Consider the following 24,900-nt stretch of genomic DNA (forward strand, 5'->3'; position numbering starts at 1 on the left):
CCGACCATTAAAAAATAGTACCTATTCCGCTAGTGCGAAATAGGTACACGTTCAATCATTCAGTAAATCAAGTATCCGTTCAAAGTCTTCTTCAGAGAAAAATTCAATTTCAATTTTCCCTTTGTTTTTCGTCTTTTTAATAGATACATTCGTACCAAAGTGTTCACGCAGTGTTGTCTCCTGTTCAACTAGAAACAAATCTTTCTTTTCTTTCTTCTTATTTGTTTCACGTGAAACATGTTCGTTCAGCTTTTGAACTAATGCTTCTAATTGACGAACGTTTAATCCTTCTTTCATCGTCTTCTCAGCGATAATAGAAATCTGTTCTTTTTTACGCAACCCAAGCAGCGTACGGCCATGCCCCATAGACAGCTTGCCTTCCGTAATATCTTTACGGACCTTTTCAGGAAGTGCCAGCAATCGAATGTGATTGGCAATATGAGGCCGGCTTTTTCCTAAACGAAAAGCAAGTTGCTCTTGAGTTAGACCTAAGCTGTCCATTAAGTTCTGGTAGGCTTCCGCCTCTTCAATCGGAGACAAGTCTTCTCGCTGAAGGTTTTCAAGTATTGCAAGTTCCATTGACTCAGTATCTGTTAGCTGACGGACTACTGCAGGAATCTCTCTCAATCCTGCAAGTTTTGCCGCTCTGAATCGACGCTCTCCTACAACAATTTCATGTGCAGATCCGACTTTGCGTAAAATGATGGGCTGCAATACACCATGTTCTTTAATGGAAGCACTGAGTTCTTGAATTGCGTTCTCATCAAAACGCTTCCTCGGTTGATACGGATTTACAGTGATACTTTTAAGATTAATCTGTTCCACTGATTCTGCTTTTACAAGCGACTCTCCTGGAAACAATGCATTAATCCCCTTACCAAGACCTTTAGCCATTGTGAACCACTTCCTTTGCCAGCTCTAAGTAAACTTCCGCTCCTCGTGAACGCGAATCATATAGAATGATCGGTTCTCCATGACTCGGTGCTTCACTCAACCTTACATTTCGTGGAATAATTGTTTTATATACTTTGTCTTGGAAGTACTTTTTCACTTCATCAATTACTTGAATTCCTAAATTTGTACGTGCATCAAACATCGTCAGCAGCACGCCATCTATTACTAGATTATCGTTCAAATGTTTTTGTACAAGACGAATCGTGCTGAGTAACTGACTCAACCCTTCCAATGCGTAATATTCACATTGTACTGGGATGATAATGGAATCTGACGCAGTCAGAGCATTAATTGTTAACAGCCCTAATGAAGGCGGACAGTCAATAATAATGTAATCATAATCAGCTTTTACTTCCTGGATGGCATGTTTCATACGGACTTCTCTTGAAATCGTGGAGACTAGTTCAATTTCCGCGCCTGCCAATGAAATCGTTGCGGGAATGCAATCCAGCAAAGGCACTTTCGTTGGCAAAATAACGTCTTTCATAGGCACGTCATCAATAAGGATGTCGTATATACAATTTTGGACATCACCTTTGTTAATACCTACCCCACTCGTAGCATTTCCTTGTGGATCTGTATCAATTAACAAAACTTTTTTTCCAATATGTGCAAGACAGGCGCTGAGGTTTACCGAGGTAGTTGTCTTTCCAACGCCGCCTTTTTGATTGGCTATTGCGATAATTCTTCCCAAACGAGCACCTGCTTTCTTCCTTACATGCTGTTCGATCCTTGCATAATTGTTCTATCTATCAGTTTACCAAAAAAACATTAAGAATGGTACGAATAACAGAACAAAAACTCTTGCCAACTGAAAGCAAGAGTCAATTTACACTGTATTTATTTAGATTTCGGGATTTTCACCGTGAATGTGTAAAAGTCCTCGGAGTCTTCCTCTTCCGTTGTCAGGTCAATTCCGCTTTTCGTTACCATCGTTAACGATTGACGGATTGTATTGACTGCAATGCGGACGTCTTTGCTGACTGACTTCCTGCGTGGGGCTGTCTTCTTTTCTTTTGGTTCAGGAGGCGTCAGCACTTCTTTAATTCTAGCTTCTAATTGTTTTACATTGAGTCCGTTTTCGATTGCCTCTTGGAAAACTTGTTTCTGAATTTCAGGGTCTTTCAATGCAATGAGTGCTCGGGCATGACGCTCAGATAACTCTTTCGATAATATTGCTTGTTTTATTTCATCAGGCAATTTAAGCAATCTCATTTTATTCGCAATAGTAGACTGGCCTTTTCCTAAACGCTGAGCTAATGCCTCTTGTGTTAATGCATGAAGCTCCAGCAACTTTTCATACGCATAGGCCTCTTCAATTGCAGTAAGTTCTTCCCGTTGTAAGTTCTCTATCAAAGCAATTGAAGCTGTTTCTTTATCGTCTAAGTTACGTACGATTGCAGGAACTTCTTCCCACCCGAGTTTTTTCATTGCTCGGTAACGCCGCTCGCCAGCGATGATTTCATAACCGTCTTCTTCAGTCTGTCGTATGACAATTGGCTGGATAATACCGTGTGTATGAATGGTACGAGCTAACTCTTCAATTTTCTCTTCTGAGAAGATGGTGCGCGGTTGAAAACGATTGGGTACAATAAGATCGATTTTAATTTGTTCTACGGATTCATTTACCATAGGTTCCGCCTCTTCTATCGGGGGGAGTTCTTTTTCTCCATTCCCAAAAAAACGTGAAAACGTATTTTTCATTCCAGACACCACCTTTTTAAGACTATCCTCTGTTGTGAACACATTCAGTCGCTGCAGAGAGGATGATTTCTATCCGTCATTAGTTCAACTTCTTTTCCATTGAAACAGTTGACGGCAGTCCACTTCCTTTGAATTGGACTGAAAACCTATGTAAGAAAGAGAGCAATTCACTCACTCTCTTTCTTTCTGGCCTACAATGTTCCACGTGAAACAGTTCAACAGATTGGCGTCTTATTTGGCATGCCCGGTTTTCGTGGATACTTTTTAGGAGTTTTTTTAACTTTAGAGAATACAAATACAGTCCGTTCACTCTCTTCAAGCGGAAGAGAGAATGTATGTTTATCTTCTAACACAACGCCAAGAGTTTCAAGTGCTTTTTTTGCATCTGTCATTTCATCAGCTGCAGCAGCGCCTTTCATTGCTATGAATCGTCCTTCTACTTTCAATGCTGGGACACATAACTCTGCTAAGACACTGAGCCGTGCAACTGCTCGTGCTGTTACGATATCAAATTGTTCACGGTATAACGGGTTTTGTCCAAAGTCCTCCGCACGTGCATGCACGAAGCGTACATTTTTCAATTCCAATTCGCTTGCAAGTTCATTAAGAAAATTAATACGTTTGTTTAATGAATCCACAATTGTCACATGGAGATTCGGGAAGCAGATTTTCAACGGAATGCTTGGGAATCCTGCACCTGCTCCTACATCACAAAGTGTAAGTTCCTGCGTTAAATCCGTGAAAAACGCAGCTGAAATTGAGTCATAGAAGTGTTTTAGATAGACAGACGGAGCGTCAGTAATTGCCGTCAAATTCATCTTTTCATTCCATTCAACAAGCAGTTTGAAATATAGATTAAACTGCTCCACTTGCTTCTCAGTCAGGGATATTCCCTTCTCTCGAAGTGCTTCTATAAATTGTTCTTCGTTCACTGGGATCCACCTTTCAAAAAAGCTAATACGGACTTTATATCCGTATTAGCTAGGGGTTAGCCGGATATTTTAGCGATTTTACCTTGTTCGATGTAGACAAGAAGAATAGAGATATCAGCAGGATTCACTCCTGAGATCCGTGAAGCTTGAGCAATCGACAAAGGCCGCACATCGCTTAAATTCGCTCTAGCTTCTTTTGCAAGACCTGTAATTGCGTGATAATCAATGCCCTCTGGAATCTTCTTATTCTCCATTTTCTTCATACGATTCACTTGTTGCATCGCTTTTTCAATGTACCCTTCATACTTAATGGAGATTTCAACTTGTTCTGCAACATCTGGAGTACACGCGGTTTCTAGAGGAATGACCTTACTAATCTCGTCATATTTCATCTCCGGGCGTTTCAACAAATCTGCAGCTTTCATAGGTTCACGAAGTGGTGTTCCGCCAGCTGCTTCTATAATCGCTTGAACTGCTTCTTCAGGCTTTACAGATACTTTACGTAACCGTTCAATCTCTTCTTCAATTTGCTGCTTCTTCACAATGAACTTTTCATATCGTTCTTCTGAAATCATTCCAAGTGAATGACCAATTTCAGTTAAACGCAAGTCTGCGTTGTCATGACGCAGCAACAGACGGTATTCTGCCCGTGAAGTAAGTAAACGGTAAGGCTCGCTCGTTCCCTTCGTCACTAAATCATCGATCAGGACACCAATATATGCATCCGCCCGTCCTAGAACAACTTCTTCTTTTCCAAGAACGCGGCTTGCTGCATTGATGCCTGCCATGATGCCTTGTGCTGCAGCTTCTTCGTAACCGGATGTTCCATTCAATTGACCTGCTGTATATAAATTCTTAATCTTTTTCGTTTCAAGTGTTGGCCATAACTGGGTTGGTACAATCGCATCGTACTCAATTGCATAACCAGCACGTAACATTTGAGCTTTTTCAAGTCCTGGAACACTTTCAATCATTTTACGCTGTACGTGCTCAGGTAAACTTGTAGAAAGACCTTGTACATACATTTCACGTGTATTACGTCCCTCTGGCTCAAGGAAAATCTGATGTCTTGATTTATCAGCAAAACGGACAATTTTGTCCTCAATTGATGGACAATAACTTGGTCCTTTTCCTTTGATGACTCCTGAATACATTGGCGATAAATGAAGATTATCATTTATAAGCTGATGCGTTAACGGTGATGTATATGTTAACCAGCAAGGCAGCTGATCTGTAATGAATTCAGTTGTTTCGAAGCTGAATGCACGCGGTGTATCATCGCCAGGTTGAATTTCAGTTTTGCTATAATCCACTGTATTACTATTGACACGCGGAGGTGTACCAGTTTTAAATCGTACTGTGTCAAAGCCAAGTTCGCGGAGGCTATCCGCTAATTTGATAGAAGGCATCTGGTTATTTGGACCACTAGAGTATTTCAAGTCCCCGATGATGACTTCTCCCCGTAAAAACGTCCCTGTTGTAACAATGACTGTTTTTGCACGGTAGATGGCTCCAATTTGCGTGAGCACACCTTTTACTTCTCCATCTTCTACAATTAGTTCTTCCACGACACCCTGGTGAAGAGATAACGTCTCTTCATCTTCTAGCATGCGCTTCATCTCTTGCTGATAAAGGACTTTGTCTGCTTGCGCGCGAAGTGCACGAACTGCAGGTCCTTTTCCTGTATTTAACATTCGCATCTGAATGTGTGTTTTGTCGATTACTTTACCCATCGCTCCGCCAAGTGCATCGATTTCCCGGACAACAATTCCCTTTGCAGGTCCTCCAAGTGATGGATTACATGGCATGAAGGCAATCATATCCAAGTTCATGGTAAGTACGAGCGTACTCGCCCCCATTTTTGCTGATGCATATGCTGCTTCTACGCCTGCATGGCCGGCGCCGATTACGATAACATCGAACGTGCCTGCTTCAAATTGTGGCATGCTCGTTCATCCTTCCTATATGTGAATCACATGGCTGCAGCCACGTGTTCAATTGATTATTTCCCGAGGCAAAATTGAGAGAATAGCTGGTTAATGAGACTATCTTGAACGGTATCTCCAACAATTTCACCGAGCAGTTCCCACGTTCGTGTAATATCGATTTGAATCATATCGATTGGAACACGTGCTTCTGCTGCTTGAATAGCGTCTTCAATAGACGTTTTTGCTTGATGCAGCAATGCAATATGACGCTCGTTTGAAACATAAGTCGGATCTTCTGCTTCGATTCCACCGCCAAAGAATAAGCTCGCAATGGTTTCTTCCAGCTCATCTATGCCTTCATCTTGAAGGATAGATGCAGTAATAACGTGCTTTTGACTCGCCAATTGGTTGACGGTCTCTATATCGATTTGCTGAGGAAGGTCTGTCTTGTTAACGACAATAATTGCATCCATTGGACGAATCGTTTCAAGTAGCCGTTCGTCTTCAGGCGACAGTGCTTCAGAACCATTCAACAACAGGATCACGAGGTCTGCTTCTTTTAGGACTTGTCGAGAGCGTTCTACACCAATTCGTTCCACTAAATCTTCCGTTTCCCGAATCCCTGCTGTGTCGACTAACTTTAATGGCACGCCTTTAACGTTCACGTACTCTTCAATAATATCACGAGTTGTCCCCGCTATGTCAGTTACAATTGCTTTATTTTCCTGGACAAGGCTATTTAGCAAGGATGATTTCCCTACGTTTGGCCGTCCGATAATAACTGTCGAAAGCCCTTCGCGAAGAATTCTTCCTTGTGAAGAAGTTGAAAGGAGACGAATAATTTCGCTTTGCACCCATTTCCCCTTCTCTATCATTAGTGGAATGGTCATTTCTTCTACATCATCATACTCCGGATAATCGATATTCACTTCAACTTGTGCAAGCGTCTCAAGAAGCGCTTGACGTAATTCACCTATTAAACGCGATAACTTTCCGTCCATCTGGTTCAGCGCAACATTCATCGCACGATCAGTCTTTGCCCGTATTAAATCCATTACGGCTTCTGATTGAGACAAGTCAATTCGTCCGTTTAAAAAGGCGCGTTTTGTAAATTCACCGGGCTCCGCTAAACGCGCCCCATACTGGAGAACTAGACGAAGCACCCGATTCACGGAAACGAGTCCGCCGTGACAATTCAGTTCAATGACGTCTTCCCGAGTAAATGTTTTTGGTGCCTTCATAAGGGAAACCATAATCTCCTCTACGGTTTCATCCGTCGAGGGATCGACTAAATGACCGTAATGTATCGTGTGGGAGGATGAATCTACTAAACGCTTCCCAGATGGTGACCGAAACAGCCGGTCCGCAATTTCAACAGCTTCATCTCCGCTGATTCGGACTATCGCAATTGCTCCTTCTCCCATCGGCGTTGAAATTGCTGCGATTGTATCAAATTGCACGCTGACTCACCTTCCTATTTCTCGTTATCCACATGTGTACAACCGTTTTTCAGGCGTAACTATCTAACAGTAAATTTTATCACAAATCGTTCTGTTGTCCTAGCATGTGGAACGAAAAAATGTGGATAACTTGAAAACTTTGTGGCACCGTCTTCTATAATGTCGATACAACAGCTTTCGGACAAAGGTGATTTGTATAAGATTGTCACTTTTTATGACTGGTTAAGCGAAGACATTTTGAAGTTTTATGCGCGGATTCAAGTTACAGCTGCTTCCTTTCTGGCAGCTTGTCATGACTACTTTCAGAGGATTTTGGCAGCAAAACTTACGGGTTTTACACTCTTTTTAGAGGATTCGGGCTAAAAAAGGCATAAAAAAAAGGGCTTTTCAGCCCTTTTAAACAATTGGTTCAATCACTAGGTAACGACGCGGGTCTTTACCTTCTGAGTATGTTTCAATGTCGAGACGATCCGCTAATGCATGATGCAAGACTTTGCGTTCGTTAGAAGGCATCGGTTCGAGCTGAACCTTTTGCCCGCTTCGAATCGCTTTATCTGCCATTCGCTCTGCAAGTTGCTCGAGTGCTTGTTCTCGACGAATTCGGTAATCACCAACATCTACGCGGACTACCTTATACGTTCCAGTACCTTTGTTCGCAACCAATTGAGCTAATTGCTGCAGCGCATTAAGCGTACTTCCTCTTTTACCAATCAAATATGCTGCCTTTTCACTCTCTAATTGAAAGTGAATGACTTTCCCATGTGTTTCATAGCTGATTTGCAGATCTTCCACACCCATGTCTTTAGCAATCTGACAAATATATGCACTCGTTTCTGCAATAATTTCATCATCTGTTAAAGCAGGTTCAGCTGACTCTGCTACTTCTGGAATATCTAATTCCTCGATTTCTTCTGCAACGAATTCGCTGTCAGAAACTTGAACGGACACCTGTTCTTTTACAAGTTCTTCTTCCTTTACATCTGAAATGGATGAAAAACTTGGAACTGGTTCTTCAGGAATAGGTTTAACGATTACTTCGGCAAGTACTGCACCGAAGCCGAGAAAACCTCTTTTTCCTTCGGTGATCACTTGGACATTGACTTGGTCCCGCAAAGTATTCAATTTCTCTAACGCAGAGGTGATTGCGTCTTCAACGGTCTTGCCAGTCTGTCTGATCTCACTCATTTCCGCTTAGTTCCCCCTTTACCTTTAGGTTGCTCAACAACGACTTCTTTTTTCTTAAATGGTTTATAGATGAAGAAGTTTTGGACGATCGAGAATGTATTTCCGACAACCCAATACAATGCTAGTGCTGCTGGTAAGAATGAACCGAATATCATTATGAAAAACGGCATGATGTACATCATAATCTTCATTTGGGGATTATCCATTGCTGGTCCCGTACGTAATACGAGGAATTGCATAATCCCAGCAAAAACAGCCAAAGTAATACTTGGAGCAGCTAAATCGAACACCAGGAACTTACCTAGTGGAATTTCTGGCGTTGCATTCATACGGCTTATTGCATGATAGAAACCAATCAATATCGGCATTTGAACAATTACAGGGAGACATCCAGCTACTGGATTGACTTTGTTTTCCGACATGACTGCTTGCATTTCTTCACGATATTTCTGTTGGGTTACTGCATCTTTTGACTTGTACTTCTCTTTTAAAGCAGCCAATTTTGGTTGAATCGCTTGCATTTGCTTTGAGCTTTGAGTTTGCTTCAATGTCAGCGGCAATAAGATGAGACGAATAATAATCGTTACTGCAATAATACCAAGCCCATATGTGCCAAGTAATTCTTTAAACGTTTCAATTAAGGAAACGAGTGGCCATACAATATATTTGCTCCAAAACCCTTCACTAGCAGCAGATATTGGCTCTTTAAAATCTGAACAGCCCGCTAAAAAAACGGACATTGCTGTTAACATGAACAGCAATCCTGCCTTTTTCTTCAATATAGTTCCCCCAGACCTTCATTCTTTTTCTAGTTATTCGTAGTGTCAGTGTATCACGAACGCTAATTTCAGTTCTACTTCTTCTTTAAAACGCGTGCAATCCGCAACACGTGCTGTAAACTCTTTTTGGTTTCATGGAAATCTAAAGTGGCCGCCGGATGTCTGGCGATAATGACATAATCCTGATCCTGTCGAAGATCATCTTTCATCTCAAAAAATGCTTGCCGTATACAACGCTTGATGCGATTTCGCATAACTGCATTTCCGATCTTTTTGCCGACAGAAAGTCCGATTCTAAATTCTTGCTGATCTTCTGCTTTACACACATAAACTACGAATTGTCGGTTAGCGAATGACTTTCCTTGTTTAAATACTCGTTGGAATTCTTCATTCTTTTTAATCCGCTGTCTCTTTTTCATTGGGCACCTGCTTCACTCGCGTGGGTAGTAGTAATAATGTAACTATGGCATAAAAAAAAACCACTGAATGTGTCAGTGGCTTACGCTGAAAGAACTTTTCTTCCTTTTCTGCGACGGGCTGCAAGGACTCTGCGTCCGTTTTTCGAGCTCATACGTGCACGGAAGCCGTGGACTTTTGCGCGTTTACGTGTATTTGGTTGGAATGTACGTTTCATAGTTAGAAGACACCTCCTGCTTTGCTGACTCAATTACATGTTACATATAACAGTCTTGACAAGTATAGCTGTCTGAAGTGTCAATGTCAAACGGTTTTTATGGGGAAGATTGAGTTCTTCTCCAAGATCCAGTTCTGCTCCTCCTATTTTCATCATTTCAGTTATCCACAGTTTCTTCCCAAAATGAATTTCTGTTCTGTGCATCTTTGTCTTTTTGACTTTTTCAAAAACCAACATTTGTCGACAGCTTTTTCACATATACCTGCTTGTGGATAACAATTCTGTCCACATTTGCCCGTAATGTGCATAACTCATGCAATCCCTTGCGATGAAAGAGAATTGCTGATACAATGAGAAAGATTTTGTTGTGTATATAATTTCATACGTCTACCCTTATCCACAATTGTTAATAAGTTGTGGATAATTTTTTCAACAACTTTTAATAATAGTTACCCACAAGCGTGGAAACTGTGTATAATACATACTTCCGGGTTTAGTTCGGCGAAAAGGAGGTTCACTTGTGGAGCATTTAGAAAACCTTTGGCAGGAAGTTCTGTCGAAAGTAGAAGAAAAAATCTCCCGGCCCAGTTTTGAAACGTGGCTGAAATCGACAAAACTTTTATCGTACGGATCTGAAAATGTAACAATTGCTGTTCCAAATTCATTTTCTAAAGAATGGCTGGAGAGTCATTACGTACATCTAATAACGGGAATTCTTTCTGAGTTGACTGGTGAAGACCGGTTGATTCAATTTGTAGTTCCTGAAGATATGGCTGAAAAGGACTTTGCTGTGCCAAAACCAGTCGTAAAGAAGGTAGAGAAATCACCTGTTGCTACGACTGCTGCGATGCTGAATCCTAAATATACATTCGACACGTTTGTTATCGGATCAGGCAATCGCTTTGCACACGCTGCATCACTTGCAGTTGCAGAAGCGCCTGCAAAGTCATACAATCCGCTATTCATCTATGGAGGCGTCGGTCTGGGAAAAACCCACCTTATGCATGCAATCGGACATTATGTATTGGAGCAAAACCCTGCACTTAAAGTCGTTTATCTATCGAGTGAAAAGTTCACCAATGAATTCATTAACTCGATTCGTGACAACAAAGCAGGGGAATTTCGTGACCAATACAGAAGCGTAGATGTGCTGCTAATTGATGATATTCAATTTCTTGCCGGAAAAGAACAAACGCAAGAAGAATTCTTCCATACCTTTAATACGCTGCATGAAGAGTCCAAGCAAATTGTTATCTCCAGTGATCGACCTCCGAAAGAGATCCCTACATTGGAAGATCGGCTTAGATCTAGGTTCGAATGGGGTTTAATCACCGATATTGCACCGCCAGACTTAGAAACACGGATTGCAATTCTTCGAAAAAAAGCAAAAGCAGACGGTCTTATTGATATCCCAAATGAAGTAATGCTATACATTGCCAACCAAATTTACACGAACATCCGCGAGCTTGAAGGCGCGCTGATTCGTGTTGTTGCGTATTCTTCACTCGTCAATATGGATATCACGCCTGACCTGGCTGCAGAAGCATTGAAAGATATCATTCCAAATGCGCGGCCAAGAATGGTAACGATCGTAGATATTCAAAAAACAGTAGGTGAGCATTTTAGTGTGCGTTTGGAAGATTTCTCAGCTAAAAAACGAACTCGTGCCATTGCATTTCCACGTCAAGTTGCGATGTACCTTTCTCGTGAATTGACAGATGCTTCGTTGCCTAAGATTGGTTCGGAGTTTGGAGGCCGGGATCACTCAACAGTCATCCATGCCCATGAGAAGATATCTAAAATGGTTAAAGAGGATAAATCACTCCAACAAGACATTCAAGATATTAAGGCTGCGCTGGGAAGAAGTTAACGAGACTGTGGATATCCTAGAATAACTAATGCACGTTCACACACAAGTTATACACATGTGGAAAACCTTATCTGGTATTCTCTCAAAAGGCTTTTCCACATATCCACAGCCCCTACTACTATTACTACTATTCTTTTAAGTACTTTAATTCATTATATAAGCGAGGGATTCCTATGAAATTTGAAATCATGAGAGACAAATTGCTCGAAGGTTTGAGCGATGTCATGAAAGCAATTAGTCAAAAGGTGACGATTCCGATTCTCACAGGTATCAAAATCGAAGTGACTGAAAAAGGATTAACAATGACCGGCAGTGATTCGGATATTACAATCTGTACATCCATTCCTGTAGAACAAGATGGTGAACAGATCATTCAAGTCATGGAAAGCGGTATGATTGTTCTTCAAGCAAAATTCTTCAGTGAAATCATACGTAAACTTCCAACTAATGAAGTTGTGATTGAAGTAACGGAAGGCATGCACACACATATCCGTTCTGGAAAATCGGAATTCCATCTCATTGGATCTGATCCATATGAATACCCAGTACTTCCTGAAGTTTCGGATGAACACCGGATGTCACTGCCATCTGACCTCATCAAGTCCGTAATTCGTGAAACCGTATTTGCAGTCTCTCAACATGAGACACGTCCTATACTTACTGGCGTACATTGGGAGTTAAAAGAAGGTGAACTCGTTTGTGTAGCAACAGACAGTCATCGTTTAGCAAGTCGAAAGACAAGCCCAGAACAAGTTCCAGAACAGCCATTCAGCATTGTGATTCCTGGTAAGAGCCTGCAAGAACTGAACAAGATCCTTCCGGACACACAAGAACCAGTCGAAATCATTTTTGCTGATCAGCAAGTGTTATTTAAAACACGGAATGTTTTATTCTATTCACGATTGTTAGAGGGCAACTATCCAGATACATCTCGATTAATTCCTTCTGAATATAAAACATCTGTAACGGTGAACGGCAAGCAGCTTCTCCAAGCCATTGACCGTGCATCTCTGCTTGCTCGTGAAGACCGCAACAATATCGTTCGTTTTTCTGCAGAAGGTGGAAAAACGTTAGAAGTTTCCTCAAACTCACCTGAAGTTGGTAAAGTTGAGGAATTGATAGAGGCACAAGAAGTAACAGGCGAAGAGTTGAAGATTTCGTTTAGCGCTAAATATATGATGGATGCTTTGAAAGCTATTGATGGACAAAATATCGAAGTCCATTTCACTGGAACAATGCGTCCGTTCATCCTAAAAGCGACAGACAATGATTCTATTCTCCAACTCATTTTGCCAGTTCGCACATATTGAACAAAAAAGGATGGCCGTAAAGCGGCTATCCTTTTTACTTATAGTCAAAAGTCCGGTAAAATAGAAATACAAACTAACTTTATGAGGGAATGAATGCAGATGGAAGAAATCCATTTCAATACGGAATATGTAACACTCGGTCAACTCTTGAAAATGGCTAATGTAATTAGCTCAGGAGGAATGGCAAAATGGTATCTCAGTGAAAACGTACTTTACGTGAATGGTGAAGAGGAACAGCGAAGAGGCCGAAAACTGTATGATGGAGATCTCGTTATGGTACCAGGTGCCGGTAAGTATAAGCTGATCGCTGATCCCTATGGAACTCGGGATGCACATTGATCGCCTCGCGTTAAAGGACTACAGAAATTACGCCTCCCTCGATTTATCATTTTCTCCGCACATTAACGTATTCATTGGCGAAAACGCACAAGGGAAGACCAATGTCATGGAAGCAATTTATGTGTTAGCTATGGCAAAATCGCATAGAACGTCAAATGATCGTGAACTTATCCGCTGGGGCCAGGAGTATGGTAAAATAGAAGGTGATGTGGAACGCAAGTATGGACATCTTCCCATTGAGCTAGTAATTTCCAAAAAGGGAAAAAAGGCTCGTGTGAATCATATAGAGCAAAACCGGCTGAGTTTGTATATCGGGCAGGTAAACGTTGTTATGTTTGCGCCTGAAGATCTCAATCTTGTAAAAGGAAGCCCCCAAGTCAGAAGGCGTTTCCTGGATATGGAGATTGGTCAAATTTCGCCGGTTTATCTGCATGACTTGCTGCATTATCAAAAACTCTTGAAACAGAGAAATGCGATTTTAAAAGACAACCGTGGAAAACGGCAATTCGAAGATGTCATGTTTGACGTCTATACCGAACAATTTGTCGACAAAGCGGTGCAAATTATAAAAAAGAGATACTACTTTTTAGAGCTGCTGCAAAAGTGGGCAGGCCCAATTCATCACGGTATTTCCCGCGGATTAGAGAACTTGGAAGTTTCTTATAGTACGTTAAAAGAGTTATCACCCGGGCAAACTGATGATGAGATGAAGGAAATCTTGATGAGTAAGCTTGCGGAAGTTAAAACACGCGAGCTGGATCGAGGGATTACTCTGATTGGACCGCATCGTGATGATTTAACGTTTACAGTGAATGGTTATGATATTCAAACATATGGCTCTCAAGGTCAACAACGCACGACAGCGTTATCGCTAAAGCTAGCTGAAATTGAATTGGTAAGACAAGAAGTTGGAGAAGCGCCTATTTTGCTGCTCGATGACGTGTTAAGTGAATTGGACGACTATCGTCAGTCACATTTACTGAATACCATTCAAGGGCAAGTGCAGACGTTTGTCACAACAACGACCGTTGCAGGAATCGAACACGAAACCATTCGTCAAGCCGCTATCTATGAGGTCGAGGATGGCACAGTAACAAGACGAGACAACGTGTGAGATCTGTTTATGGATAGATACCGGAAAAACAAGACCGGGATGCCGGCGTGTTCGGAAAGGGAAGGTGAACGGTTTGGCCATGGAAGAAAAAGAGTTGCAAAACGCATATAATGCCGATCAGATCCAAGTGCTGGAAGGATTAGAAGCAGTTCGTAAACGACCTGGTATGTATATCGGGACAACGAGCGGAAAAGGTCTTCACCACTTGGTCTGGGAAATTGTTGATAATAGTATCGATGAGGCGTTGGCGGGTTATTGTGACCACATCGAAGTTACGATTGAAAAAGGGGATTGGATCCGAGTCGATGACAATGGTCGAGGTATCCCTGTAGGTATACAAGCTTCTACTGGACGGCCTGCAGTTGAAGTTATTATGACTGTGCTGCATGCCGGAGGTAAATTCGGCGGTGGCGGATACAAAGTTTCAGGTGGATTACACGGTGTAGGAGCTTCAGTCGTGAATGCCTTGTCTATAGAAACAGAAGCTTTTGTTAAACTTGATGGCAAGCTGTATTCGATTAAGTTCAGCCAAGGTAAAGTAGTTCAGGAATTGAAAGAGATTGGTGTATCCGATGAAACAGGCACTACAATCCGGTTCAAGGCAGATCCAGAGATTTTTCAAGAAACAACTGTATATGAATACGGTATTTTGGCGCACCGTCTTCAAGAGCTTGCTTATCTGAATCGTGGTCTTCGAATTACGATAACAGATGACCGCGGCGAAGAAGCACGCAAAGATACGTATTATTATGAAGGCGGCATTAAGTCATATGTCGAACATTTGAATGAAAACAAAGAGCCGATTTATCCTGAACCAATTTTTATTGAAGGAGAAAAGGACGGGATTTCAGTTGAAATCGCGATGCAGCACAACAGCGGTTATGCTGATAACTTGCTCTCCTTTGCAAATAATATTAATACGTATGAAGGCGGTACACATGAATCTGGTTATAAAACAGCCCTGACTCGTGTGATTAACGACTATGCACGTAAGAATGGTTTATTGCGCGAAGCTGACCAGAACCTCACAGGGGATGATGTACGTGAAGGATTGACAGCAATCGTCTCCATTAAACATCCGGATCCGCAGTTTGAAGGGCAGACAAAGACGAAACTTGGAAACTCTGAAGTGAGCACAATTGTGAATTCATTGTTCTCAGAAGGGTTCCAACGCTTCATGCTGGAAAACCCTCAAGTTGCACGAAAAGTTATTGATAAAAGCTTGATGGCAGCTCGTGCGCGTCTTGCTGCAAAAAATGCACGCGAATTTACGCGCAGGAAGTCTGCATTGGAAGTTTCAAGTTTACCAGGTAAACTTTCTGATTGCTCTTCACGTAATCCGGCAATTAGTGAACTATATATCGTTGAGGGTGACTCAGCGGGAGGGTCTGCAAAAGGGGGGCGTGATCGTCACTTCCAAGCAATTTTACCTTTGCGAGGTAAAATCCTGAACGTTGAAAAGGCCCGTCTGGATAGAATTTTAAGTAACGAAGAAATTCGTATGATGATTACAGCACTAGGTACAGGAATTGGCGAAGAGTTCAACTTAGAAAAGGCACGGTATCACAAAATTGTGATCATGACCGATGCCGACGTTGACGGTGCGCACATTCGTACATTGCTTCTAACTTTCTTCTTCCGTTTCATGAGACCATTAATCGAAGCTGGCTATGTTTATATTGCACAACCGCCTCTTTATCGGGTCAAACAAGGGAAGAACGAAGAGTATTGTTATGACGAAGAAGCACTAAAGGAAATACTGGGCCGCTTGTCATCGACACCTAAACCAATCATTACCCGCTATAAGGGTCTTGGTGAGATGGATGCTACACAACTATGGGAAACTACGATGAATCCTGACCAGCGAACGCTGCTTCAAGTACACCTTGAAAATGCAATCGAAGCGGATGCGATTTTTAATCGGCTAATGGGTGACGAAGTAGCTCCAAGACGGAAGTTCATTGAAGATAATGCAATTTACGTGAAGAACTTAGATGCTTGATTGCCAAGCAGTTTGACTGTTATGGAGAGCCCCCCTTGTTTACTCATAAATAAGGGGCAGGCTGAAAGGAGTATGACAACATGGCAGATCTGCCAAAACGCGGTGTGCAGGAAATCAATATAAGCAAAGAGATGGAGACGTCATTCCTTGACTACGCAATGAGTGTAATCGTCTCACGAGCACTTCCTGATGTGCGCGATGGACTGAAACCAGTTCACCGTCGTATTTTGTATGCAATGCAGGATCTCGGAAATACGGCAGACAAGGCTCATAAAAAGTCTGCACGTATAGTAGGGGACGTTATCGGTAAGTACCACCCGCATGGTGATACAGCTGTTTACGACACGATGGTACGGATGGCACAAGACTTTAACTATCGCTATATGCTTGTAGATGGACATGGGAATTTCGGTTCTGTGGACGGTGACTCTGCAGCAGCAATGCGTTATACGGAATCACGGATGTCCAGGATTGCAATGGAACTCTTACGCGATATCAATAAAGACACCATTGATTACAAAGACAATTATGATGGTCAAGAAAGAGAACCTATTGTCTTGCCAAGCCGTTTTCCAAACTTGCTCGTCAACGGTACATCTGGAATTGCGGTAGGAATGGCAACCAACATTCCGCCCCATCACTTAGGTGAAACAATTGACGGAGTTCTTGCACTTGCAGAGAACCCTGCAGTGACAACAGAGGAATTAATGGAAATCATTCCTGGGCCGGACTTCCCAACAGGAGGAATTATCTTAGGCCGAAGCGGAATCCGCAGAGCTTATGAGACAGGCCGGGGATCTTTGTTAGTACGCGGTAAAGTTGAAATTGAGCAAGCTTCCAACGGGAAAGAAACAATTATCGTCTATGAGCTGCCTTATCAAGTAAACAAAGCCCGTTTGATCGAAAAAATTGCTGACCTTGTACGGGAAAAGAAAATTGAAGGAATCACACACCTCGCGGACGAATCCGACCGTACAGGTATGCGTATTGTCATTGAAGTACGAAGAGATGCGAATGCCCACGTGTTGTTAAATAACTTATACAAGCAAACTGCACTTCAATCAAGCTTTGGTATCAATATGCTTGCCCTTGTTGATGGACAACCAAAAGTCCTCGCATTGAAAGAGATTTTATATCATTATTTAGAGCACCAAAAAGTTGTGATTCGACGCAGAACACAATATGAACTAAAGAAAGCAGAAGACCGTGCACACATTCTTGAAGGATTAAGAATTGCCCTTGATCATATCGATGAAATAATTGCACTTATCCGTGGTTCAAAAACTGCAGATGAAGCTAAAAGCGGGTTAATGGAGCGCTACAGTCTATCGGATCGTCAAGCACAAGCGATATTAGATATGCGTTTGCAGCGGCTGACTGGACTGGAACGTGACAAAATTGAAGATGAGTATCAACAATTGGTACTGCTAATCAATGAATTACGAGCTATTTTAGCTGATGAACTCAAAGTAATTGAGATTATTAAAGAAGAACTGCTCGAAGTTAAGCAGCGCTTTGCGGACAAACGCCGTACAGAAATTACTCTTGGCGGTACGGATATGCTTGAAGACGAAGACCTGATTCCTGAAGAAAACTCAGTCCTAACACTTACGCATCACGGATACGTGAAACGCTTGCCGGCAAACACATACCGGAGTCAGCGTCGCGGCGGCCGTGGAATTCAAGGAATGGGCACAAACAATGATGACTTCGTGGAACACTTGTTAAATACATCCACTCATGACACGATTTTGTTCTTTACGAGCAAAGGCCGGGTATTCCGGAAAAAAGGTTACGAAGTTCCGGAGTTTAGCAGAACAGCTAAAGGATTGCCGTTAGTGAATCTATTAGATGTTGAAAAAGATGAAAAAGTAACAACGATGATTCCGATTAATAAGTTTGAGGAAGACCAATACTTGTTCTTCACAACCCGAGACGGTCTCGTCAAACGAACTTCTGTCATGGCGTTTGCTAACATCCGTTCTAACGGGTTGATTGCCTTGCGTCTGCGTGAAGAAGACGAACTTATTAACGTGAAGTTGACGGATGGCAGTACGACAATTGCGATCGGTACAAAGGATGGTATGCTCATTCAGTTCACTGAAGAGTCCATTCGTCCGTTAAGCCGGACAGCAAGCGGAGTGATTGGAATTCGTTTACGTGAAGGTGATCATGTCGTTGGCATGGATATCGTCAAAGAAGAGGACGAGATTCTTGTGGTAACGGAAAACGGATTCGGTAAACGAACTCCAGTTTCTGAGTATCGTTTGCAGTCACGCGGCGGATTTGGATTAAAGACATTAAACATCACTGAACGTAACGGTAAGATGGTTGCGATGAAGTCTGTAGATGGTACAGAAGATCTCATGCTGATCACTCTCCACGGTATTTTAATACGCATGGATATCCATGATATTTCTATAATCGGCCGAAGTACTCAAGGCGTACGATTAATTCGTTTAGGTGACGAAGAGTTTGTTGCCACTGTAGCGAAGGTCGAAAAAGAGACATTAGAAGAAATGGATGAAAGTGAAGAAGATATGATGGAAGATGGCCCATCTATCGACACAGAAACTAATGAGAAAACTGATGCAGCTGGTGATCATTCATCAGAAACAGAATCTGACGAATAATATTTTCAGTACCGGTTTGGATAAAATTCCAAACCGGTATTTTTTTGATGTTTGGAATAGAGTATGATGAGAAGAGAACAATCATCTGAAAAAGAAATGCGGTGACTAAGAATGGAAAACTACAGAAATTTAAATGAACTTCGACCAGGGGCAATCATTGTGGAAGATATTTATGCAAATACAGCATTCCCAATCATACGTAAAGGAACGATGCTTGAGATAGAGCATCTTGAAGTGCTTGACCTATTCAATATCAAAAGGGTGAAAATTGAGGAAAGAATCGCTAATCGGGTTCAAACTGAACAACGTGAAGAGGAAATAACCAATACAATCTCCAGTGATATAGAGCAGCTGCTTGAAAATAAAATTAGCAGGACTTCAGATTTGCATACCATGTATAAAAAAGCAGTGAACGATTATAAAAGGGAATTCACGTCATGGAGATCTGGTGTAAAACTGGATATTGCCAAAGTGCGTTTGCTTATAATGCCGTTACTTGAAACGTATATGGAACATAAAAAAATGCTCGTTGTGCTAAATGAGTATTCGAATCGGAAAGAATACCTATTCCATCACGCGGTATCGGTCGGTGTGTTAACTTCAGCACTGGCAAGCGAATTGGATTATCCAAAAGGAACAACGCTTCAATTAGGGCTTGCTGGGACACTTATAGACTGTGGGATGGCAAAGGTGAATGCTGGATTGTTAGAAAAGGCAGCATTTCTAACTAAGGATGAATTTACTGAAGTAAAAAAACATCCAATACTCAGCTACCAAATGATGCAAGACTCTCCTTTGTTACGCCAAGAAATGAAGCTTGCCGTATTGCAGCATCATGAAAGAATGGATGGAAGCGGATATCCTCGCGGGGACCGGGGGGAAAAGATTTCTCAGCTATCTCAAATACTTGCCGTTGCAGATGTATTTCATGCAATGACATGTGAACGCGTGTATCGTGCAAAAGAATCCCCTTATAAAGTTGCAGAAATGATGAAGGAAGAGGACTTCGGAAAGTTTGATCCGGCTATACTGGATGCATTGTATGCAGTGATAGGAATGCCGGACGTCGGAGATAAAGTACTTCTAACAAATGGTAATGTAGGAGAAGTAGTCTCAGTAAATAGTAATAAGCCGTTGCGGCCGAACATTAAATTGCAAGGCAGGGACGATATTTTAGACTTATGCGCCAATCGTTCAGTTGCGATTGAGAAAGTAGTAAACTAATTCAATAGAAGAACATGTTTCAAATAGGTCTGTCATTGGATGATAAACATCGAATGGCAGGCTTTTGGTTATGTAATGAACTTTTATTTTAAAAAAGATTAAATAGGGGTTGCACTATTATTCTAGGCATGGTATTATATAAAAGTTGCCAAAACAACTTGGCACACAAACGAAACACTATGAACCTTGAAAACTGAACAGCAAAATGTCAACGAATTATCGTTTGGGAAGCCGGTTCTGCCGGTGGAACGAACACAACAGATCTTAATCGATCTGATAGACATCTTAAATGATGCCAGTACGAATTGAGCAATCAATTCTCATACTGGCTGGCGAGATGTAGTGCAGTACTAGGAAGCGATCGAGCGAAGAAGGGAGCGTACTATGGTACGTGACCGACTAAGAGAGTGAAGCTGACGACGTAATGTGCTGCAGATCGACTGCCAGTTTTATGGAGAGTTTGATCCTGGCTCAGGACGAACGCTGGCGGCATGCCTAATACATGCAAGTCGAGCGAATCAATTGGAGCTTGCTCCTTTTGATTAGCGGCGGACGGGTGAGTAACACGTGGGCAACCTGCCCTGCAGATGGGGATAACTCCGGGAAACCGGGGCTAATACCGAATAATCAGTTCCTTCGCATGAAGGAACTCTGAAAGACGGTTTCGGCTGTCACTGCAGGATGGGCCCGCGGCGCATTAGCTAGTTGGTGGGGTAATGGCCTACCAAGGCAACGATGCGTAGCCGACCTGAGAGGGTGATCGGCCACACTGGGACTGAGACACGGCCCAGACTCCTACGGGAGGCAGCAGTAGGGAATCTTCCACAATGGACGAAAGTCTGATGGAGCAATGCCGCGTGAGTGAAGAAGGTTTTCGGATCGTAAAGCTCTGTTGCGAGGGAAGAACACGTACGGGAGTAACTGCCCGTACCTTGACGGTACCTCGTCAGAAAGCCACGGCTAACTACGTGCCAGCAGCCGCGGTAATACGTAGGTGGCAAGCGTTGTCCGGAATTATTGGGCGTAAAGCGCGCGCAGGCGGTCCTTTAAGTCTGATGTGAAAGCCCACGGCTCAACCGTGGAGGGTCATTGGAAACTGGGGGACTTGAGTACAGAAGAGGAAAGCGGAATTCCACGTGTAGCGGTGAAATGCGTAGAGATGTGGAGGAACACCAGTGGCGAAGGCGGCTTTCTGGTCTGTAACTGACGCTGAGGCGCGAAAGCGTGGGGAGCAAACAGGATTAGATACCCTGGTAGTCCACGCCGTAAACGATGAGTGCTAAGTGTTAGGGGGTTTCCGCCCCTTAGTGCTGCAGCTAACGCATTAAGCACTCCGCCTGGGGAGTACGGCCGCAAGGCTGAAACTCAAAGGAATTGACGGGGACCCGCACAAGCGGTGGAGCATGTGGTTTAATTCGAAGCAACGCGAAGAACCTTACCAGGTCTTGACATCCCACTGACCGGCATGGAGACATGTCTTTCCCTTCGGGGACAGTGGTGACAGGTGGTGCATGGTTGTCGTCAGCTCGTGTCGTGAGATGTTGGGTTAAGTCCCGCAACGAGCGCAACCCTTAATCTTAGTTGCCATCATTTAGTTGGGCACTCTAAGGTGACTGCCGGTGACAAACCGGAGGAAGGTGGGGATGACGTCAAATCATCATGCCCCTTATGACCTGGGCTACACACGTGCTACAATGGACGGTACAGAGGGCTGCAAACCCGCGAGGGGGAGCCAATCCCAGAAAACCGTTCCCAGTTCGGATTGTAGGCTGCAACTCGCCTGCATGAAGCCGGAATCGCTAGTAATCGTGGATCAGCATGCCACGGTGAATACGTTCCCGGGTCTTGTACACACCGCCCGTCACACCACGAGAGTTTGTAACACCCGAAGTCGGTGGGGTAACCCTTAGGGGAGCTAGCCGCCGAAGGTGGGACAGATGATTGGGGTGAAGTCGTAACAAGGTAGCCGTATCGGAAGGTGCGGCTGGATCACCTCCTTTCTAAGGATATATGTCAGTGGAACATCCTCGTGATGATGAAGCTGCACATTCGGAAAAGAACCTTTGGTTCTTACGTTGACATTTTGCGTTCAGTTTTGAAGGTTCATCAAAAAGCGGAGACGACCGTTTTGATGCGACAAGCATAAGACAGATCGACGAAGTGGCGATTTTTGCCACGTAGACGAGTTGGCTTATGATCTCGAGCATCAGGGAGTCGGAGCTGGATTATGATGAATATCTTCAAACTTGTTCATTGAAAACTGGATAAAACAACATTGAAGCAACAAATCAAGACAATCAACCGAGTCGGACACTATTTATAGTGAGCCGAACAGCGATTCTTGTGTTCTTTCTTCTCAATCATCGCTGATTGAAAGAAGAACGTTAACTTTTTGGTTAAGTTAGAAAGGGCGCACGGCGGATGCCTTGGCACTAGGAGCCTAAGAAGGACGGCACTAACACCGATATGCTTCGGGGAGCTGTAAGTAAGCTGTGATCCGAAGATTTCCGAATGGGGAAACCCACCATCTTTAATAGGATGGTACGTATTTGTGAATACATAGCAAATACGAGGCAGACCCGGAGAACTGAAACATCTAAGTATCCGGAGGAAGAGAAAGAAAAATCGATTCCCTGAGTAGCGGCGAGCGAAACGGGAAAAGCCCAAACCAGGAAGCTTGCTTCCTGGGGTTGTAGGACACTCTATACGGAGTTACAAAAGGATGAGTTAGGCGAAGCGACCTGGAAAGGTCCGCCAGAGTGGGTAAAAGCCCCGTAACCGAAAATTCATCCCCTCCAGAGTGGATCCTGAGTACGGCGGAACACGTGAAATTCCGTCGGAATCCGGGAGGACCATCTCCCAAGGCTAAATACTCCCTAGTGACCGATAGTGAACCAGTACCGTGAGGGAAAGGTGAAAAGCACCCCGGAAGGGGAGTGAAATAGATCCTGAAACCGTGTGCCTACAAGTTGTCAGAGCCCGTTAATGGGTGATGGCGTGCCTTTTGTAGAATGAACCGGCGAGTTACGATTCCATGCGAGGTTAAGCAGAGAATGCGGAGCCGCAGCGAAAGCGAGTCTGAATAGGGCGAATGAGTATGGGGTCGTAGACCCGAAACCAGGTGATCTACCCATGTCCAGGGTGAAGGTAAGGTAACACTTACTGGAGGCCCGAACCCACGTACGTTGAAAAGTGCGGGGATGAGGTGTGGGTAGCGGTGAAATTCCAATCGAACCTGGAGATAGCTGGTTCTCTCCGAAATAGCTTTAGGGCTAGCCTCAAACGTTAGAATCTCGGAGGTAGAGCACTGTTTGGACTAGGGGCCCATCCCGGGTTACCGAATTCAGACAAACTCCGAATGCCGATGATTTATGTTTGGGAGTCAGACTATGGGTGATAAGGTCCATAGTCGAGAGGGAAACAGCCCAGACCGCCAGTTAAGGTCCCAAAGTATTCGTTAAGTGGAAAAGGATGTGGCGCTGCCCAGACAACCAGGATGTTGGCTTAGAAGCAGCCATCATTTAAAGAGTGCGTAATAGCTCACTGGTCGAGTGGCGCTGCGCCGAAAATGTATCGGGGCTAAACGAATCACCGAAACTGCGGATTGACACCTTTGGTGTCAGTGGTAGGAGAGCGTTCCAAGGGCGTTGAAGCTGGACCGGAAGGACTGGTGGAGCGCTTGGAAGTGAGAATGCCGGTATGAGTAGCGAAAGAAGGGTGAGAATCCCTTCCACCGAATGCCCAAGGTTTCCTGAGGAAGGCTCGTCCACTCAGGGTCAGTCGGGACCTAAGTCGAGGCCGATAGGCGTAGACGATGGACAACAGGTTGATATTCCTGTACTACCTCCCCACCGTTTGAGTGATGGGGTGACGCAGAAGGATAGGGTGAGCGCGCTGTTGGTCATGCGCGTCTAAGCAGTGAGGTGTGAAACGAGGCAAATCCCGTTTCTACAACATTGAGCTGTGATGGCAAGGGGTGTATACCCTGGAGTCCCTGATTTCACACTGCCAAGAAAAGCCTCTAACGAGGTGGGAGGTACCCGTACCGCAAACCAACACAGGTAGGCGAGGAGAGAATCCTAAGGTGATCGAGAGAACTCTCGTTAAGGAACTCGGCAAAATGACCCCGTAACTTCGGGAGAAGGGGTGCTCTGGTAGGGTGTATAGCCCGAGAGAGCCGCAGTGAATAGGCCCAGGCGACTGTTTAGCAAAAACACAGGTCTCTGCAAAACCGTAAGGTGACGTATAGGGGCTGACGCCTGCCCGGTGCTGGAAGGTTAAGAGGAGAGGTTAGCGCAAGCGAAGCTTCGAATTGAAGCCCCAGTAAACGGCGGCCGTAACTATAACGGTCCTAAGGTAGCGAAATTCCTTGTCGGGTAAGTTCCGACCCGCACGAAAGGCGTAACGATCTGGGCACTGTCTCAACGAGAGACTCGGTGAAATTATAATATGCGTGAAGATGCGCATTACCCGCGACAGGACGGAAAGACCCCGTGGAGCTTTACTGTAGCCTGATATTGAATTCCGGTGCAGCCTGTACAGGATAGGTAGGAGCCTGAGAGACCGGAGCGCTAGCTTCGGAGGAGGCAATGGTGGGATACTACCCTGGCTGTATTGGACTTCTAACCCTTGCCCGTGATCCGGGCAGGAGACAGTGTCAGGCGGACAGTTTGACTGGGGCGGTCGCCTCCTAAAGAGTAACGGAGGCGCCCAAAGGTTCCCTCAGAATGGTTGGACATCATTCGCAGAGTGCAAAGGCATAAGGGAGCTTGACTGCGAGACCTACAAGTCGAGCAGGGTCGAAAGACGGGCTTAGTGATCCGGTGGTTCCG

The 24,900-nt window shown here is 43.8% G+C and carries 17 protein-coding genes and 2 rRNA genes (1 of these 19 running past the window's edge); 9 read left to right on the forward strand and 10 right to left on the reverse strand.

All coding sequences use genetic code 11. The features are described from left to right. Positions 1-51 precede the first annotated feature (51 nt). From PGH26_RS16035 to rpmH, 10 genes are all read right to left on the reverse strand, one after another. The gene (locus tag PGH26_RS16035) at positions 52-894 is read right to left on the reverse strand and encodes a ParB/RepB/Spo0J family partition protein (RefSeq protein WP_323692009.1); all 843 of its coding nucleotides are present in this window, start codon (positions 892-894) and stop codon (positions 52-54) included. After that, positions 887-1,648 carry a ParA family protein gene (locus PGH26_RS16040; RefSeq protein ID WP_323692010.1) on the reverse strand — a complete coding sequence of 254 codons (762 nt, stop codon included), beginning with the start codon at positions 1,646-1,648 and terminating at the stop codon, positions 887-889. The genes PGH26_RS16035 and PGH26_RS16040 overlap by 8 nt, the downstream gene beginning before the upstream one ends. A 146-nt stretch (positions 1,649-1,794) precedes the next feature. Next, entirely contained in the window at positions 1,795-2,658 is an 864-nt protein-coding gene (gene noc, locus PGH26_RS16045) for a nucleoid occlusion protein (RefSeq protein ID WP_323692011.1), read from the reverse strand. Positions 2,659-2,873: 215 nt separating this feature from the next. Beyond that, the gene (gene rsmG / locus PGH26_RS16050; RefSeq protein ID WP_323692012.1) at positions 2,874-3,590 is read right to left on the reverse strand and encodes a 16S rRNA (guanine(527)-N(7))-methyltransferase RsmG; all 717 of its coding nucleotides are present in this window, start codon (positions 3,588-3,590) and stop codon (positions 2,874-2,876) included. A 56-nt stretch (positions 3,591-3,646) separates the two neighbouring features. Next, positions 3,647-5,536 carry a tRNA uridine-5-carboxymethylaminomethyl(34) synthesis enzyme MnmG gene (gene mnmG, locus PGH26_RS16055; protein WP_323692013.1) on the reverse strand — a complete coding sequence of 630 codons (1,890 nt, stop codon included), beginning with the start codon at positions 5,534-5,536 and terminating at the stop codon, positions 3,647-3,649. A gap of 56 nt (positions 5,537-5,592) precedes the next feature. Next, on the reverse strand, positions 5,593-6,978 hold the full coding sequence (gene mnmE, locus PGH26_RS16060; RefSeq protein WP_323692014.1) for a tRNA uridine-5-carboxymethylaminomethyl(34) synthesis GTPase MnmE: 1,386 nt from the start codon (positions 6,976-6,978) through the stop codon (positions 5,593-5,595). Positions 6,979-7,374: 396 nt separating this feature from the next. Further along, a complete protein-coding gene (jag, locus tag PGH26_RS16065) occupies positions 7,375-8,163 on the reverse strand; it encodes an RNA-binding cell elongation regulator Jag/EloR (RefSeq protein WP_323692015.1) in 789 nt (262 codons plus the stop codon). Next, positions 8,160-8,942, reverse strand: coding sequence for a membrane protein insertase YidC (gene yidC, locus PGH26_RS16070; RefSeq protein ID WP_323692016.1), 783 nt, complete (start codon positions 8,940-8,942; stop codon positions 8,160-8,162). Before yidC ends, jag begins: the two co-directional genes overlap by 4 nt. 74 nt (positions 8,943-9,016) lie before the next feature. Next, on the reverse strand, positions 9,017-9,361 hold the full coding sequence (gene rnpA / locus PGH26_RS16075) for a ribonuclease P protein component (RefSeq protein ID WP_323692017.1): 345 nt from the start codon (positions 9,359-9,361) through the stop codon (positions 9,017-9,019). 80 nt (positions 9,362-9,441) lie between these two features. Continuing rightward, entirely contained in the window at positions 9,442-9,576 is a 135-nt protein-coding gene (gene rpmH, locus PGH26_RS16080) for a 50S ribosomal protein L34 (protein ID WP_025784280.1), read from the reverse strand. Positions 9,577-10,096: 520 nt separating this feature from the next. On the opposite strand from rpmH, the gene dnaA reads away from it, so the two are divergent. The 9 genes from dnaA to PGH26_RS16125 form a co-directional block, all read left to right on the forward strand. Then, the gene (gene dnaA / locus PGH26_RS16085) at positions 10,097-11,446 is read left to right on the forward strand and encodes a chromosomal replication initiator protein DnaA (protein ID WP_323692018.1); all 1,350 of its coding nucleotides are present in this window, start codon (positions 10,097-10,099) and stop codon (positions 11,444-11,446) included. Positions 11,447-11,619: 173 nt separating this feature from the next. Continuing rightward, positions 11,620-12,756 carry a DNA polymerase III subunit beta gene (gene dnaN / locus PGH26_RS16090; protein ID WP_323692019.1) on the forward strand — a complete coding sequence of 379 codons (1,137 nt, stop codon included), beginning with the start codon at positions 11,620-11,622 and terminating at the stop codon, positions 12,754-12,756. 99 nt (positions 12,757-12,855) lie between these two features. Beyond that, positions 12,856-13,095: a S4 domain-containing protein YaaA gene (yaaA, locus tag PGH26_RS16095; RefSeq protein ID WP_323693550.1), complete on the forward strand. Its 240-nt coding sequence runs from the start codon at positions 12,856-12,858 to the stop codon at positions 13,093-13,095. Then, on the forward strand, positions 13,085-14,209 hold the full coding sequence (gene recF, locus PGH26_RS16100; RefSeq protein ID WP_323692020.1) for a DNA replication/repair protein RecF: 1,125 nt from the start codon (positions 13,085-13,087) through the stop codon (positions 14,207-14,209). The genes yaaA and recF overlap by 11 nt, the downstream gene beginning before the upstream one ends. Positions 14,210-14,288: 79 nt before the next feature. After that, positions 14,289-16,211: a DNA topoisomerase (ATP-hydrolyzing) subunit B gene (gene gyrB, locus PGH26_RS16105; RefSeq protein WP_323693551.1), complete on the forward strand. Its 1,923-nt coding sequence runs from the start codon at positions 14,289-14,291 to the stop codon at positions 16,209-16,211. An 80-nt stretch (positions 16,212-16,291) separates the two neighbouring features. Beyond that, on the forward strand, positions 16,292-18,844 hold the full coding sequence (gene gyrA, locus PGH26_RS16110) for a DNA gyrase subunit A (RefSeq protein ID WP_323692021.1): 2,553 nt from the start codon (positions 16,292-16,294) through the stop codon (positions 18,842-18,844). A 111-nt stretch (positions 18,845-18,955) separates the two neighbouring features. After that, positions 18,956-20,068: an HD-GYP domain-containing protein gene (locus tag PGH26_RS16115; protein WP_323692022.1), complete on the forward strand. Its 1,113-nt coding sequence runs from the start codon at positions 18,956-18,958 to the stop codon at positions 20,066-20,068. Between the two features lie 448 nt (positions 20,069-20,516). Continuing rightward, positions 20,517-22,068 (forward strand): 16S ribosomal RNA (locus tag PGH26_RS16120). 394 nt (positions 22,069-22,462) lie between these two features. Then, positions 22,463-24,900: ribosomal RNA gene (locus PGH26_RS16125) — 23S ribosomal RNA — on the forward strand; it runs 494 nt beyond the window's last position. The 16S and 23S rRNA genes sit together here, the layout of an rRNA operon.

Source organism: Sporosarcina jeotgali (genome assembly GCF_033304595.1).
GTDB lineage: Bacteria > Bacillota > Bacilli > Bacillales_A > Planococcaceae > Sporosarcina > Sporosarcina jeotgali.

Excerpts from the sequence above, each read along its gene's own strand:
- gyrA (WP_323692021.1), top strand. The coding sequence starts at position 16,292 with ATGGCAGATCTGCCAAAACGCGGTGTGCAGGAAATCAATATAAGCAAA.
- rnpA (WP_323692017.1), bottom strand. The coding sequence starts at position 9,361 with ATGAAAAAGAGACAGCGGATTAAAAAGAATGAAGAATTCCAACGAGTA.
- PGH26_RS16035 (WP_323692009.1), bottom strand. The coding sequence starts at position 894 with ATGGCTAAAGGTCTTGGTAAGGGGATTAATGCATTGTTTCCAGGAGAG.
- rpmH (WP_025784280.1), bottom strand. The coding sequence starts at position 9,576 with ATGAAACGTACATTCCAACCAAATACACGTAAACGCGCAAAAGTCCAC.
- noc (WP_323692011.1), bottom strand. The coding sequence starts at position 2,658 with ATGAAAAATACGTTTTCACGTTTTTTTGGGAATGGAGAAAAAGAACTC.
- yaaA (WP_323693550.1), top strand. The coding sequence starts at position 12,856 with ATGGAAGAAATCCATTTCAATACGGAATATGTAACACTCGGTCAACTC.
- mnmG (WP_323692013.1), bottom strand. The coding sequence starts at position 5,536 with ATGCCACAATTTGAAGCAGGCACGTTCGATGTTATCGTAATCGGCGCC.
- PGH26_RS16115 (WP_323692022.1), top strand. The coding sequence starts at position 18,956 with ATGGAAAACTACAGAAATTTAAATGAACTTCGACCAGGGGCAATCATT.
- dnaN (WP_323692019.1), top strand. The coding sequence starts at position 11,620 with ATGAAATTTGAAATCATGAGAGACAAATTGCTCGAAGGTTTGAGCGAT.
- recF (WP_323692020.1), top strand. The coding sequence starts at position 13,085 with ATGCACATTGATCGCCTCGCGTTAAAGGACTACAGAAATTACGCCTCC.
- jag (WP_323692015.1), bottom strand. The coding sequence starts at position 8,163 with ATGAGTGAGATCAGACAGACTGGCAAGACCGTTGAAGACGCAATCACC.
- gyrB (WP_323693551.1), top strand. The coding sequence starts at position 14,289 with ATGGAAGAAAAAGAGTTGCAAAACGCATATAATGCCGATCAGATCCAA.